The organism is Escherichia sp. E4930 (genome assembly GCF_005845405.1).
In the GTDB taxonomy this organism is placed as follows: Bacteria; Pseudomonadota; Gammaproteobacteria; order Enterobacterales; family Enterobacteriaceae; genus Escherichia.
This window is the reverse complement of sequence record NZ_VCDZ01000033.1, coordinates 1-13,797: the sequence shown is the minus strand read 5'-3', so window position 1 is coordinate 13,797 and position 13,797 is coordinate 1. Positions and strand designations below refer to the sequence as shown.

The following is a 13,797-nucleotide window of genomic DNA, read 5'->3' as shown; positions in this document are numbered from 1 at the left end:
AAATAACCCTGATAAAGATATATGTCCTGTATTCAATATCCGGCTTCGACATAATGCATTACGCGATAAGAAGTTTTTCTAACTACAGAGTTTGAACTATGTTTCCCGTTCTTTTACTTGTTTATATTATGTCCCCACCATAAAGAGATGTTGTTTATGAACAGAATCTGTCACCCAATAATAACTTCTGAGGATTATAATAATATGATTCGTTCTGATGAATAATTATCTGAGTGAACAATCTGTCACATATATCTACGATGAAAAATAGTAAACAAATGCAATGTTTCATCAAAAAAGGAAGCAACAACATGAACGGTTGTACGGATAACATGCCGAAAAAACAAAGTTCCAGCCAGGGAAGTTTTTTCTTTCTGGTATTACTGGCCGTCTGGACTGGTGTTTTTTTTATGCCAAAGATGTTTTTTTTAGTGATTCCCGGGGGGGGGATATGCGCATTTGTTTTTTTATTTATTATCTGTCACCGGAAAGATTTTATAAGAAAGGTTGTGAGCGCGGGCGTTGTCAGTATCGCTCTGATTGTTCTTTTCATGATGTTGCCTTTTATGGGGAAAATAACGACCGGGCTCTGGCTGGCATACAGAATTATGAAAAAAATTAAGCGTGTTCGCTGCTTGTTGTCGGATGCACTGCTGAGCATGATACTATATACATCTCTCCTGATCCCGGTGTTGCTTCATTCAGGTGACTATATCGGTTTCAGTAATATATTAGTAATGACAATATGTGGGGGAATTTATTCGGTTGCGTCAGTGGAATGTGTTATGTGTATCTGTGAGCGTTCTGAAACACTCACAGATAATCTTTTTTTTATTTCTGTCATGTTATTGTCTGTACCGATAATCACGTTGTTATTAGTTTCCGACTCGCTGGATGGCACTGTTCAGCAGGCGTTTACTCCCCCCTGGCATGAATATTCCCGGATAAGATATTTACCGGAGTGAACTCTCTTATCCGGGGGAGTTATTTCTGTCACGACCAGAAGTCTGTTCAGACATCTGTTACCGGAATCACTGACAACCATGTTGACAGTGATATAACACCTTTCCGGATTATCTGTCTCCTGTACCATTACGATGCAGAAATAACCTCGCATGACAATATTTCTTTTTTATCATCATCTCAAATGAGACCACATAAACTCGCTCACCAGCGCACTGATAAATGCTGATTGTTGTTTATCTGCGGCAGCATTGTGTCCCCCTTTCGTATTCTCATAAAAGTAGACCTGCTGATGACCCATCGCCTGCATGCGTGCAGCCATTTTACGCGCATGGGCTGGATTGACGCGATCGTCACTGGTGGCTGTATAAAACAACACCGGTGGATAGTTTACTTCCGCTTTAATATTATGGTACGGAGAAAATGTTCTGATGAACTTCCACTCTTCGGGCTTGTCCGGGTCACCAAACTCCGCAATCCACGACGCACCAGCCGAAAGATGCGTGTAGCGTTTCATATCCAGTAAAGGCACGCCACAGACAATGCATCCGAACAACTGCGGATACAACGTCAGCATATTGCCTGTCAGTAATCCTCCGTTACTTTCACCACGAATGCCCAGATGATGCGGAGAGGTTACCTTTCGTGCAATCAGATCTTCTGCTACGGCAGCAAAATCTTCGAAAGAGCGGTGTCGGTTTTGTTTCAGCGCCGCTTTGTGCCAGGCTGGACCATACTCACCGCCCCCACGGATATTGGCCACGATATACACACCTCCGCGCTCCAGCCAGGCCGGTGCCTCGTCCCCCAGATAGTCCGGTAGCAGTGACTCGGAAAAACCGCCGTAACCATACAGCAGTGTTGGCGTGCTGCCGTCCAGCCTGAGATTGTTAGCGGCAATCTGAAAATACGACACACGGGTTCCATCCCGGGAGCGAACAAAATGCTGGCTGACCTGGTAACCTGTAACGTCAAAGTCCTGTGGTTGCTGTTTCAATAATGTGATTTCACCCTCGTCGAGGTTACCGGTATACAGAGTGGCGGGTTGCAGAAATCCGCTGACGGTCAGAAAACAGTCGTTGCTTTCTTCATCAATAGCCTCAGCAGAAATAATACTCATAGTCACGGGGCTGGCCAGTGGGCGACGCAGCCAGCTGTTCTTCTGTGGCATCAGTACTTCCAGTCGACTGGTCGCGTTACTTATGATACTGAGGATCAAATAGTCACGCGTTTTACCGTAATCGCTTAACACGCTCCCGGCAGAGGGAGCAAACAACAACTGTAATTCACGCTTACCTGTCAGAAAGTCGTCAAAATCAGTCGCCAGCAGTGCACCGGAAGGATAATGTTTACCGCCGACCTCCCAGTCACTGGTCAGCCTGATTAACATCCATTCCCGATGTGTATCCAGTTCAGCATCAGCCGGGATATCGATTTTGATAAGCTGGTCACCCTGTGCCAGCAAGAAATAATCCCGGCACCAGAAGTCTGTCATCCTGCCGACAAAACTACGCTCAAAGCCTGGTGTGTGGTCGTGGTAAGCAAAGACTTCCATGTCTTCGTGCTGCGCTTCATACAACGTTTCTGCGACGTTCAGTGGCTGACCACGCTGCCAGCGTTTGACGATGCGTACATAGCCGGAGCGGGTCATTGAGCCGGAGCCAAAATCAGTGGCTATAAACAGCGTGTTCTGATCAACCCAGGACACCTGACTTTTTGCCACTGGTATGTTGAACCCGTCTTTAATGAAACATCTGGTCACCAGATCGAATTCACGAATTTCAGTGGCATCACCGCCATCCGGTGACAGGTATAACAGGCAATGGCGGTATTCCGGAGCCAGAGGCTGCAAGCCCTGAAAAATCCACTCCCTGCCTTCCGTTTTACACAACGCATCAATATCCAGTACTGTTTTCCAGAGCGGATGCTCCTTTCGGTATTCATCCGGAGTGGTTCGTCGCAACACACCTTGTGGGTTAGACTGATCCTGCCAGAAATTATAATAGTAATCGCCATATTTACTTACCCAGGGGATTTGTGAGTCTTTATTAAGGATATTCAGAACCTCTCGCTCAATACGTAAAAAATTCTGGTTCCGGGCAAAGTGCGCTATGGTGCGCTGGTTTTCCTTCTGGACCCATTGTAGAGATTTATCACCCTGCTGCTCTTCCAGCCACAGGAATTCATCGTCGGAGACTGAATTGTGGGAGATACTGCCGGATAATACTGTCATAACAAATATTGCTCCTGTAGTCTGGACAATCGCGTTTAATAAACTTGTGTCCGGAATGAATTCCCGGCCTGGCGTAACACCTGAAAACGATAGCTGCATATTACCGTGAATGTGAGAAGCGAGTAACAGCGTTTTCTTTATTCTGGCTCCAGATACACATGCCTGAATGTGTTCCCGGCCACGCAAATGTTTACCCCCGAGCTCAGGATGATGCTTACGACCTTCATGACAGACTGCCTTTCTGGCTTCCTGTATTTGTAAATCAATTATGCACCAGCATTTGTCCGGGATAACTTACCAGATATCGCTGTGCTTGTGCTCCGGATTGTACACCCGGTGAACTTGCTTATCTGACCACAGATTTCATCTGTGGCTCGAAAAACATTCTCTGGTCACCATGGACGTCTGAAAGAGCGATTCAGAATAAGGACTATTATTGTTGATAATACCTTACTGAAGCGAACCATCACACCTGCTTTTTTTGTACATGTAGCGTTATTTTTCCTGCAACAGTTCAATATTAATGCTGGCATGAAAGATGAAACAGATAATTTTTGCTGAAAATCAATCTTTCTGCCATGCAGGGGAGATATAAGCGCATTTTGCTAATTCTGGGGGATAGCAGCCATCGGGTTTCATTACATACAAGCTACCGTCGATTGTTAACCTGCCTACTCACGTTAGTGTGACCATGTCTATTTTTGTTGCTGGTTATAAACAGCCACAGAAAAACTGTTGTTATTAATTTTACAAAAAATGATGTACATCCGTACAGCAGGCTTCTCTTTTATCTAAAAAACAGAAAAGCTGCCTTATCTTTACCTTGATTGACAAATATTACTATTGAAGGTAAATCGCTATTCTGTATCCTTAAAATGAGATTGACATTCTTAATCAGAATGCTTCTTCTGGTGTTCTACAATACAGTGCATACATTCCGGGGCGCGTGCGTAAATATTCGCAGGAAACAGTTTAGCTCTCTCTTTTATCGTTTCTTATTCTGTAAACCAACTTCGGGGGCAGTTTGCGCGCCATTTTTTATCAACACGGCTGTAAGGTGTTTTTCCTGTTAAACAGGAAAACGCAATGTGGGAGTTTAAACATCAGGACCGTGACTGCACCTGCTTACTTTTTTTACAGCACGCTACGCCGGGAATAACCGGAATGTTTATTCACCCGTTTTCAGAAAAGGATGAATTTATGTTTTCAGGTGTTTTTATCGTGATGGCCGGAATACTGTCTCTTCTGGAGAGTTTCGGTTTCATATCTGCTGACGTAAAATGGGGTGTGCCGTTAGCCATTATCTGTTTTGGATTACGCTTAATTTATGAAGCATTCAGCGCCAGAAAAGGCCATGTGAACGACAAAGAAAATCCCTGCGTATTTTCATGAAAGGAGATCACTCAATAACTTCCATCGAGATCGGGTAATAACATTTGAACAGATCGCTGAATAACATCGATGGAGATCACTTTTGACTCATTTTGTTATTCAGTGATCTCCATCAATGTTATTGGAACTTCACAGGTGTGTTGATCTGTATCTTTTGCCATTCCGGTAAAGGATACCTATGCCAACAGTTCCAATTTCTATGAGAAAACTTAAAGAAATTCTTAGGCTTAAATACGGTGTTGGACTCAGCCATCGACAAATTGGTCGTAGTATTGCAATCTCCCCTTCCGTTGTATCCAGATATGCTAATCGGGCGGCTCAACTTGGCATAAAGCAGTGGCCCTTACCTACAGGATGGGATGATACAAAACTAAAACATGCGTTCCTTCAGACCCAGGTTAAGATGAAGAAGCACTCTCTGCCTGACTGGGCTACAGTACACCGGGAACTGCGTAATAAATGCGTGACGCTGCAGCTACTCTGGGAAGAATACTGTGAGCGTAATCCAGGCGGTTTTTACAGCTATAACCATTACTGCCGGATGTACCGTGAATGGCTCAAAACCACTTCACCATCAATGCGTCAGGTACATAAAGCTGGCGAAAAACTTTTCGTTGATTACTGTGGACCTACCGTTGGCGTTACCGACCCTGAGACCGGAGAAATAAGAACTGCTCAGGTCATCGTAGCTGTTCTCGGGGCATCAAGTTACACATGAGCAGAGGCCACCTGGTCTCAGCAGCTTGAAGACTGGGTGATGAGTCATGTTCGCTGCTTCCAGTGGTTGGGTGGCGTTCCTGAACTTGTTGTTCCGGACAATCTGAAAAGCGCCACATCCAGGGCATGTAAGTATGATCCTGACGTTAACCCTACCTACCAGCAGATGCTTGAGCATTATAATGTCGCAGTTTTGCCTGCGCGGCCACGTAAACCGAAAGATAAAGCCAAAGCTGAAGTTGGCGTTCAGGTTGTTGAACGCTGGATCATGGCCCGAATCAGGCATGAGATCTTCTACAGCCTTGCATCGCTTAATCAGCGCATTCGGGAGTTGCTGGAAAGACTGAATAACAAAATAATGCAGAAGTTGGGTTATTCACGTGCAGAACTCTTCATCCAGCTTGATAAACCCGCACTGAAGCCTCTTCCTGAAGCCAGTTACAGTTACACCCTGGTGAAGAAAGTCAGAGTTCATGCCGATTACCACGTGGAAATCGACAAACATTACTACTCGGTTCCATGTTCGCTGTTAGGCCAGCAACTGGAAGCATGGATCTCAGGAGAACTGGTAAGACTCTTCAATCAGGGGCAGGAGGTTGCTGTGCACCCGCGCAAGCGTACTTATGGCTACAGTACCCGCAACGAGCACATGCCTGAAGCTCATCGACAGCATGCCACCTGGACACCTGAGCGTCTTCTGGAATGGGCGGGGCACATAGGCAGTGAAACTCATAGTTATGTGCTTCATATACTGAACTCTCGTCCACATCCGGAACAAAGCTATCGCTTCTGTCTTGGACTCCTGAACCTTCATAAAAAATACAGTAAAGCCAGACTTAATGCAGCATGTGCAAGAGCTCTGAAAACAAAGGTATGGCGTCTGTCAGGTATTAAATCGATCCTGGAAAAAGGTCTGGATAAACAACCTGTTCAGGATCCAAAACCAGATCTGTTATCCACGATGGAACACGAAAACGTACGCGGCAGTGAGTATTACCACTGATACGGGATCCAATGATGAATCATCTTTACGAACAACTGACCGCACTTAAACTCACCGGCTTCCGTGATGCGCTTAAAAAGCAACTTGCTCAGCCAGGCACATACCAGGAGCTGGGCTTCGAAGAACGCCTGTCATTACTGACAGCAGAAGAACTAACCTGCCGTGAAAACAGGAAGGCAGAGCGTCTGATCAAACATGCACGGTTCAGACTTAATGCTGAGTTATCAAAGCTGGATTATCGTAACAATAGAGGGCTGGACAGGGCCCTCATCCGTTCACTCAGTCAGGGAAACTGGTTAACCCTGAAACAAAATATTTTACTGACCGGGGCCACCGGCAGCGGTAAAACGTTCCTGGCATGTGCACTTGGTCATAATGCCTGCCGACAGGGATACAAGGTCTACTATTATCGCCTTAAAGCGCTGATGGAACAGTGCTATCAGGGGCATGCTGATGGAAGATACAGCAAACTTTTGACCAGGCTGAATAATAGCGATCTGCTGCTTCTGGATGACTGGGGGCTGGAACCTCTCTCATCAGAACAGCGTAGCGACCTGCTGGAAATAGTGGATCTGATGTACCAACGAGGCTCAATCATCGTAGTGAGCCAGTTGCCGGTGGAAAACTGGTACAAAATGATCGGAGACTCCACACATGCGGATGCCATCCTAGATCGACTGGTTCATGGCAGTATCAAGATCGAACTTAAAGGAGAATCAATGCGGAAAATACAATCTCCGTTGACCGAAGGAGATCAGTGAAGGTAATTTAAAAACGGTTCTGTGAAAGTGACACGAACCGATCTCCATCGATGTTACTCACCGATCTCCTTCACGGTAATACGCAATCCCTCCCGGACGTAATTTTGCAAAACCATCCCATCAGACAAAGTGCACCGGTTGACGAAGTGCTGCCCGGACAGTAAGACTTTGTGTTCCGCTCTTTCTGTTTTCCCGGATAATCATACAAACGGGCTACAGCATTCAGAATGTTGTAGCCCGGAAGGAATTAATGCCTGGTGGGCAGAAGGTGAATACGGGCAACGGATTCATCTTCTGCCCAGTAAATACGTTCGGCGACCATGGCTTCAGGGTTTAGCTGTACGTCGCGTAGTACACGCTCTTTGAAGCGCAGATAACCGCCTTTATCGATAAGGTGCCCCATATGGAGGTAAACCGGTTTACCTCCCAGCATTTCTTTTTCAAATTCGAACAGGTTTGATATGACCTGCCTGATGACATCCTCTGTAACCAGGTTCAGGAAAACTTTCCCTGCCCGTGGCGTTTTTTTACCGGTTCTTCCTCCCAAGCGAACCTGCCAGAACTCCTGTGGCTGACGCTGCCAGGCGAGGGTGGGACACGCCAGAACACATTCTCCGCATCCGATACAGAGCGACTCTTCCTTTGTGGCTTTTCCATTCTTTAATGACAGGCACCCCACGGCGTGGTGCGCACAGGCTTTCACACAGGCGCCACATCCGATGCAACGTTCTGCCGTAAAACGCATTCTGGCCACACCAATAATGCCAAAGTCTGACATGGAGGCTTTGGCACAGTCATTCGGACACCCGGCAATGACGGTTTTCAGGTGATAGGCGCTGGGATAAATCAGCTTTTCCAGCCGCCGGGATAAACCTGTGGTGTCGGTATTGGCTTTCTGGCAAATCCGGTTACCCTGGCAGGCGACAATGTTGCGTCCGCCAATTGCCAGGTATCCGGCTTTCGGATCATCAACCTGAACATCACACAGCTCCATTTCAATTTCGCGAATGAAAGGCTCCAGTGCGGCATTCACTTTGTCGATATCTTCGTAACGAATACCCGGCATGGCCAGTTTCTGGCGGGTGGTCAGATGGATCTGACCGTTACCCCAGGTTTCCGCAATCTCGCGTGCCACCGTCAGCAGGTGCGCGGGCAGAATGCCGCCGGGTATACGTACGCTTATCATGGCCTCACCACGGACTTTCGAAAGACGATATTCGTTGTTTGCCCGGGCCTTAATGATATCAATATCCACACTCATCATTTTTTCCTCAGTCTGCAAACTGACGGGCTACGGCATAGTTGAAAACCGGACCATCGACGCAGACATAGACATCCCCCATGCGGCAGTGACCGCATTTCCCCACCGCACAGGCCATCCGGCGTTCATAATCCACCCAGATTTGTTCCGGCTGCAGCCCTTTTTCCAGCAACATCTGTACGGTGAATTTAATCATCACGGGAGGACCAACAACAATCGCCTGCATGGTGCTGACATCTTCAAATGTCAGTGCTGCCAGATGGTCAGTGACCCGCCCGGTACGGTAACGTTCATCCGCCTCGCCTTCATCCAGGGTCAGAATGAGATTGTGGTGCCGGTGCCAGTTCGCCATCTCCTGCCTGTACAGCACACAGTCCCGGTTTCTGTAACCGAAAATCATGTCAAGCCGGTTGATTTCCTGTGGGTTTTCGACGAAATAGCGCATCAGCCCCTTGACCGGCGCAACGCCGGTACCGCCGGCAATGACCACCAGAGATTTGTGGCGGAAGGCATCGACAGGGTAGCCGTTACCATAGCAGCCACGAAGCCATACCCTGTCGCCTTCACGGAGGGTAAAAAGCGCGCCGGTCACTTTGCCGACATTGCGGATAAGCAGGTCTATCCAGCCCTCTCCGCAGTCAGAAACAGAAATGGGCGCCTCCCCGACGCATGGCAGGGAGACTTCGACAAACTGTCCCCAGCGGGCCGGAAAATCGATTTCCACACGGAAATTCCACTCCTGTGGTGTATGATGGGTGATGGAAATAATGCGGTATGCAGCAGGCAACAGGCTGTGCTTTTCTTTATCGTGACAGGAACACGTTGACACAGGTTATGCCTCCCCGGAGAGTGCCTGCCGGACAGCGGCAGTCATTTTATTGATAATACGTGAGAATTTAATGTACTGAGGACAACGGTCATCGCAGCGTCCGCAGCCCACGCACATATGCTCAGTACCATTGCGGGCTTTGTAATCATTGACTTTATGAAGTGCACGGTAACGTAAACGTTCCCCCGCAGACTGGCGAAAACGGTGTCCGCCGGCCATATCGCTGAAGCCCGGCACCATACAGCTGGCCCACTGGCGACGGCGTTCGCCGCGCTGAGGATTTTCGTCATAAGCCACATCAAAAACGCTGTAGCAGGTACAGGTCGGACACCCGGTTGTGCAGCGCCCGCATCCAATACAGCGGCTGTTGTACTCATCCCAGAGCGGATGATTGATAATAATGTCGCGAACCCTTTGGGGGGACTGACAGATTTTTTCAGGGAGGGTAACCTGCTCCGGGTTTTCGCTGACGAAGACAGGCTCATATTCCGTGCTCTGTCCCATTCCCTGTAAGGCTTCTTCAAAAAAAGCATCCCTGATAAAAACACTGGCACCGTCGTTACTGAAACGCATTGCTGCACTGTAATTATCGGTTTTGTTGCTTCCCATGGAGACACAGAAGCAGTTTTCAAAACTTTGCGGACACTCAATCAGCACAAAGCGAATATGGTCGCGCAGTCGCTGATAACTGTAATCAGAATTATTCCCGTTTGATAAATACATATAATCCAGCCGCGACATGGCATTAATGTCACAGGCGCGGGCAAATATCAGTACTGGTGTGGTATCCGTCTCCGCAATCTGGATAGTGTCTTTATTAAAATAAAAGAGCGTCTCTGTTATTGGTGAAATAACCGTACTGGGTGACATGTGGGATTTCTCCTGCCAGACCAGGTCATCCCATCCCCGGATTTGCTGATAAATGATGTTGTCCGTATCAGCAAAACGCCCGCCGCGAAACTCGGCAGAAGGCGCCAGGACGCGCTATTGCGTGCTCAGTCGCCGGATTAACATACTGAACTCTTCAGGCGTGATTTTAACCGCCATCACATACTCCATTACCTGTCAGTGAAGGATATATTGAGAAAATAACGTTTCTTTTTTACGCTAACGCAGAAGTGTTAACAGTAACAACGGAAAAAACAGATTTTTGTTATCGTTATAATTAATAAGTGTTGCTTTAAGTACCCATATGGAATAACGCTGTTTTACGAAGTTTCCGGAACAAAAAATGTTGTTTTCGTTCACGTATACGGTACGGTGATGGGAACACATGGCTGTATGAAATATGTGGCAACAGTGAGCGATTAACGAATATATATGGCAGTGCAGAAGCAGACAGGAGTATCTGACTGGGCGATTTATGCTTTCCCTGTTCATCAGCGATTGATAAAGTTTCGCCAGCTGATTTTTTATACGGAATTCTTTTCAGTATGCGTACACGAATTGATTATCTGGCGGATAAATACAGTTTTACAGAGCTGAATGAATCCCCCCGTCTTCGCCGGCAGTGGCTGGATGTTCTGGAGGAGTGCCGGCAGACAGAGGCCGGGCCAGAAGAACGACTGCGTATTGCATTGTTGAATGTGGATTACGTCACCAGTTTTGAACTGCCTTTTCGCTTGTTGCTTACTCGTACACCACAACTGATTGCCGCGCTGCGTGAAGAATGGGGCATCAGCCAGAAAAATGTGGTGTTTAACGATAAACGGTTTGGCTGCGTGTACAGCCTGAAGGCCAGCCTTTCTGGTGTGCCGGATACATTCCGGTATCATCTGTCTCACCGTATTCGTCGCGTGGTTGGGAATGAAAACACATCATTGCCATATCAGCAGGTTGCCCGGGAAGTGAAAGCGCCCCGTGAACGGCTGAAGTATGCACTGGAGGCGGGTTTACTGGTGACTGCACTGGACGGTCTGTTCTGGTCTGGCAGTCAGCGTATTGCGGCTGATGTTCTGAGGCTGAGAAAGGCCGGAATGCCGGTGGTGACCACAACCGTGGAGGTGTACGATAACCTGACGGGAACAACCCGCAAAATACCGGCATACCATCTCTGATACGACCATCAGGGGGAATATTGCTCTGGCAGCAGCAGTACGACATTCTTTATACTTTATCCCCGTGCCTGAAAACATGTGCTAAGGAAACGGGAATGGCAAGGTCCGATTACGATATTATCAATCTGTCTCTGGAACATGAACTGAATGAGTGGCTGGCAGAGAGAGGTTATGCCGGCCTGGCGGATAACCGGAACCACCTGGCAGAGGTGGTTACCCGGAAATTGCAGGACAGCTTTTATATAAACGTTTCCTGGGATGCGCTGAACACGGCATACAGTGAACACCCGGAGTGGTTTTCTGGGCTTGTCTCCGGGGATGAGAATTAATAAGTGGATTATGCTGCCATCAGGCAGTGTGATTGCCGGCAGGGATTTCGTTTTATTCTGTTTCTTCCCGGGGTTCGGGTTTGAATTTTCCCAGAAAGTTGTACATCGGCCGCATGCAGGGATGCGGATAGCCGTCCCGCATAAACACCACCCGGGTTTCCTCAACACTGGTCACGGTGACAAGCGCACCATGATCATCTCTGTATCGCTGATTGATTTTCGGTAATGGAATATCTTCTGACATAGATTTCAGAACGGTAGCAGTTAACTAAAATTTCATGTGATATTGCTGAATCAGGAGTCTCTGCCTCCTGATGTGTTTTGTTAATCTTCTGTTTTTACTAAAAATTCCCTCACTCCTTCTTTCATTGCATTTTGTTGTGCTCTTCCTTCATATCCTTCCCGTTTTCCAGAAATCACTTCAATGATGCTGAATCGTTGCTCATCGTGATTTTCTATGACCAGAATCAAAAAATGAACTTTTCTGACATAACTGGCTGTATTAAAAGCATTCACTGGAATAATTTCCTGCGGTTTTTCATTAATCATGGTTATAAGTTTTGCAATATGCTGGTTTTGCGATATCAAACAGAACAAAGATCTGCATATTTGAGTTATATCGATCGATATGTCTGCAATATTGAGATTTTACAGATCTTCGTCCTATAATGATCAAAATTAAATCAGTGCACAAGGGGAGGCATCTGCGGTGATGGAACCCCTGAGATGCAGGCTTCACAGGAGAGAGTCATGAGCAGTTCATTTCAGAATGAAATCCCGAAAGCAAGGGTAAATCTGAAATTAGACCTACATACAGGTGGTGGGCAGAAGAAAGTGGAGCTTCCGCTCAAACTGCTGGTTGCCGGTGATTTCAGTAACGGACAGGAAGAGCGTCCACTATCGGAGCGTGTAAAAACGGATATTAATAAAAACAATTTTAATGATGTTCTGGCGGATATCTCTCCGTCCGTGCGCCTGAATGTGGAGAACACGCTTGCCGGTGATGGCTCTGAAGAGAGCATCAGCCTGACTTTCCGCAATATGAACGATTTCACGCCAGAGCAGGTCGCCCGACAGATCCCCCGTCTTAAAGCCATGCTGGCCATGCGCAGCCTTCTGCGGGACCTGAAAGCCAATCTGCTGGATAACGTGACTTTCCGTAAAGAGCTGGAAAAAATTCTGCGTGACCCGGCACTGAGTCAGACGCTGCGTGATGAACTGCGTGCACTGGTGCCGGAAAAGGCGTGATTTAACGGATTACGAGAGAAAATGCTGATGTCTGTACAGAAAGAAAAGAACGTCGCAGAGAGTGTGGTATCTGAAACGCATGCCGGTGACAGCGTATATGCTTCCCTGTTTGAAAAAATTAACCTGAGTCCGGTATCTGCCCTGAGTGCACTGGATATCTGGCAGGATCCACAGGCCATGTCAGAAGCGTCTGCAGATGAACGCCTGACGGCAGGGATGCAGGTGTTTATGGAGTGTCTGGCAAAAGCCGGTACGCAGGTGGAAAAACTCGATAAGGCGCTGATTGACCATCATATTGCGGAGCTTGATTATCAGATCAGCCGTCAGCTGGATGCCGTGCTTCATCATCCGGAATTTCAGAAAGTGGAGTCCCTGTGGCGGGGCGTGAAGTCTCTGGTGGATAAAACGGACTTCCGCCGTAATGTGAAAATTGAGCTGCTGGATCTGTCCAAAGACGATTTGCGTCAGGATTTTGAGGATGCGCCGGAAATTATTCAGAGTGGCCTTTACCTGCAGACCTATGTGGCTGAGTATGACACGCCGGGTGGTGAGCCCATTGCTGCCCTGGTTTCGGCCTGGGAATTTGATGCATCTGCACAGGACGTGGCGCTGCTGAAAAATATTTCCCGGGTGGCAGCATCCGCACATATGCCGTTTATTGGTTCTGTTGGCCCGGCTTTCTTCCAGAAAGAAACCATGGAAGAGGTGGCTGCCATCAAGGATATTGGCAACCACTTTGAGCGTGCCGAGTACATTAAGTGGAACGCTTTCCGTGAGACGGACGATGCCCGTTATATTGGCCTGGTGATGCCACGTGTTCTGGGACGCCTGCCGTATGGCCCTGATACCGTACCTGTCCGCAGCTTTAACTATGTTGAAGAGGTGAAAGGACCGGATCACCATAAATATCTCTGGACGAACGCGTCTTTTGCTTTTGCCGCCAACATGGTGCGCAGTTTTGTCACCAACGGCTGGTGTGTTCAGATCCGCGGCCCTCAGGCCGG

The 13,797-nt window shown here is 47.6% G+C and carries 13 protein-coding genes and 1 pseudogene; 8 read left to right on the top strand and 6 right to left on the bottom strand.

Annotated features, from left to right (window positions below):
* Positions 1-311 precede the first annotated feature (311 nt).
* The gene (locus FFT88_RS23290; protein ID WP_135403491.1) at positions 312-965 is read left to right on the top strand and encodes a hypothetical protein; all 654 of its coding nucleotides are present in this window, start codon (positions 312-314) and stop codon (positions 963-965) included.
* 173 nt (positions 966-1,138) lie between these two features.
* On the opposite strand, the gene FFT88_RS23285 is transcribed toward FFT88_RS23290, so the two are convergent.
* Positions 1,139-3,196, bottom strand: coding sequence for a prolyl oligopeptidase family serine peptidase (locus tag FFT88_RS23285; RefSeq protein ID WP_135403490.1), 2,058 nt, complete (start codon positions 3,194-3,196; stop codon positions 1,139-1,141).
* Between the two features lie 1,164 nt (positions 3,197-4,360).
* Here FFT88_RS23285 and FFT88_RS23280 point away from each other — a divergent pair.
* The 3 genes and pseudogenes from FFT88_RS23280 (at position 4,361) to istB (ending at position 7,069) form a co-directional block, all read left to right on the top strand.
* Complete coding sequence (locus FFT88_RS23280; protein ID WP_240731089.1) at positions 4,361-4,588, top strand: hypothetical protein; 228 nt, start codon at positions 4,361-4,363, stop codon at positions 4,586-4,588.
* A 178-nt stretch (positions 4,589-4,766) separates the two neighbouring features.
* A pseudogene (gene istA, locus FFT88_RS23275) lies at positions 4,767-6,308 on the top strand (IS21-like element ISEc12 family transposase).
* 14 nt (positions 6,309-6,322) lie between these two features.
* Entirely contained in the window at positions 6,323-7,069 is a 747-nt protein-coding gene (istB, locus tag FFT88_RS23270) for an IS21-like element ISEc12 family helper ATPase IstB (RefSeq protein WP_001016257.1), read from the top strand.
* A 247-nt stretch (positions 7,070-7,316) separates the two neighbouring features.
* On the opposite strand, the gene asrC is transcribed toward istB, so the two are convergent.
* The 3 genes from asrC to asrA are packed head-to-tail and all read right to left on the bottom strand — an operon-like array spanning position 7,317 to position 10,137.
* Positions 7,317-8,330: a sulfite reductase subunit C gene (asrC, locus tag FFT88_RS23265; RefSeq protein WP_024194532.1), complete on the bottom strand. Its 1,014-nt coding sequence runs from the start codon at positions 8,328-8,330 to the stop codon at positions 7,317-7,319.
* 10 nt (positions 8,331-8,340) lie between these two features.
* Positions 8,341-9,159, bottom strand: a complete 819-nt coding sequence (asrB, locus tag FFT88_RS23260) for an anaerobic sulfite reductase subunit AsrB (RefSeq protein WP_135403488.1) — start codon at positions 9,157-9,159, stop codon at positions 8,341-8,343.
* Positions 9,160-9,162: 3 nt separating this feature from the next.
* Positions 9,163-10,137 carry an anaerobic sulfite reductase subunit AsrA gene (gene asrA / locus FFT88_RS23255; protein WP_240731090.1) on the bottom strand — a complete coding sequence of 325 codons (975 nt, stop codon included), beginning with the start codon at positions 10,135-10,137 and terminating at the stop codon, positions 9,163-9,165.
* Between the two features lie 455 nt (positions 10,138-10,592).
* On the opposite strand from asrA, the gene FFT88_RS23250 reads away from it, so the two are divergent.
* Positions 10,593-11,216: a DNA-binding protein gene (locus FFT88_RS23250; protein ID WP_135403487.1), complete on the top strand. Its 624-nt coding sequence runs from the start codon at positions 10,593-10,595 to the stop codon at positions 11,214-11,216.
* Positions 11,217-11,311: 95 nt separating this feature from the next.
* On the top strand, positions 11,312-11,545 hold the full coding sequence (locus FFT88_RS23245) for a hypothetical protein (RefSeq protein WP_135403501.1): 234 nt from the start codon (positions 11,312-11,314) through the stop codon (positions 11,543-11,545).
* Between the two features lie 52 nt (positions 11,546-11,597).
* Here the strand turns inward: FFT88_RS23245 and FFT88_RS23240 are convergent, their stop codons facing one another.
* Both FFT88_RS23240 and FFT88_RS25725 read right to left on the bottom strand, forming a co-directional pair.
* The gene (locus FFT88_RS23240; protein ID WP_001287796.1) at positions 11,598-11,789 is read right to left on the bottom strand and encodes a DUF4222 domain-containing protein; all 192 of its coding nucleotides are present in this window, start codon (positions 11,787-11,789) and stop codon (positions 11,598-11,600) included.
* Positions 11,790-11,869: 80 nt separating this feature from the next.
* A complete protein-coding gene (locus tag FFT88_RS25725) occupies positions 11,870-12,094 on the bottom strand; it encodes a hypothetical protein (protein ID WP_135403486.1) in 225 nt (74 codons plus the stop codon).
* Positions 12,095-12,295: 201 nt separating this feature from the next.
* Here FFT88_RS25725 and tssB point away from each other — a divergent pair, with 201 nt between their 5' ends.
* Both tssB and tssC read left to right on the top strand, forming a co-directional pair.
* Positions 12,296-12,793, top strand: a complete 498-nt coding sequence (gene tssB / locus FFT88_RS23225) for a type VI secretion system contractile sheath small subunit (protein WP_001559830.1) — start codon at positions 12,296-12,298, stop codon at positions 12,791-12,793.
* Between the two features lie 21 nt (positions 12,794-12,814).
* The coding region (tssC, locus tag FFT88_RS23220) for a type VI secretion system contractile sheath large subunit (RefSeq protein WP_135403484.1) at positions 12,815-13,797 on the top strand (983 nt) is incomplete at its 3' end.

What these genes read in the sequence shown, in the direction of transcription:
- FFT88_RS23290 (WP_135403491.1), top strand. Translation starts at nt 312, where the DNA reads ATGAACGGTTGTACGGATAACATGCCGAAAAAACAAAGTTCCAGCCAG.
- FFT88_RS23285 (WP_135403490.1), bottom strand. Translation starts at nt 3,196, where the DNA reads ATGACAGTATTATCCGGCAGTATCTCCCACAATTCAGTCTCCGACGAT.
- FFT88_RS23280 (WP_240731089.1), top strand. Translation starts at nt 4,361, where the DNA reads ATGTTTATTCACCCGTTTTCAGAAAAGGATGAATTTATGTTTTCAGGT.
- istB (WP_001016257.1), top strand. Translation starts at nt 6,323, where the DNA reads ATGAATCATCTTTACGAACAACTGACCGCACTTAAACTCACCGGCTTC.
- asrC (WP_024194532.1), bottom strand. Translation starts at nt 8,330, where the DNA reads ATGAGTGTGGATATTGATATCATTAAGGCCCGGGCAAACAACGAATAT.
- FFT88_RS23250 (WP_135403487.1), top strand. Translation starts at nt 10,593, where the DNA reads ATGCGTACACGAATTGATTATCTGGCGGATAAATACAGTTTTACAGAG.
- FFT88_RS23245 (WP_135403501.1), top strand. Translation starts at nt 11,312, where the DNA reads ATGGCAAGGTCCGATTACGATATTATCAATCTGTCTCTGGAACATGAA.
- FFT88_RS23240 (WP_001287796.1), bottom strand. Translation starts at nt 11,789, where the DNA reads ATGTCAGAAGATATTCCATTACCGAAAATCAATCAGCGATACAGAGAT.
- FFT88_RS25725 (WP_135403486.1), bottom strand. Translation starts at nt 12,094, where the DNA reads ATGATTAATGAAAAACCGCAGGAAATTATTCCAGTGAATGCTTTTAAT.
- tssB (WP_001559830.1), top strand. Translation starts at nt 12,296, where the DNA reads ATGAGCAGTTCATTTCAGAATGAAATCCCGAAAGCAAGGGTAAATCTG.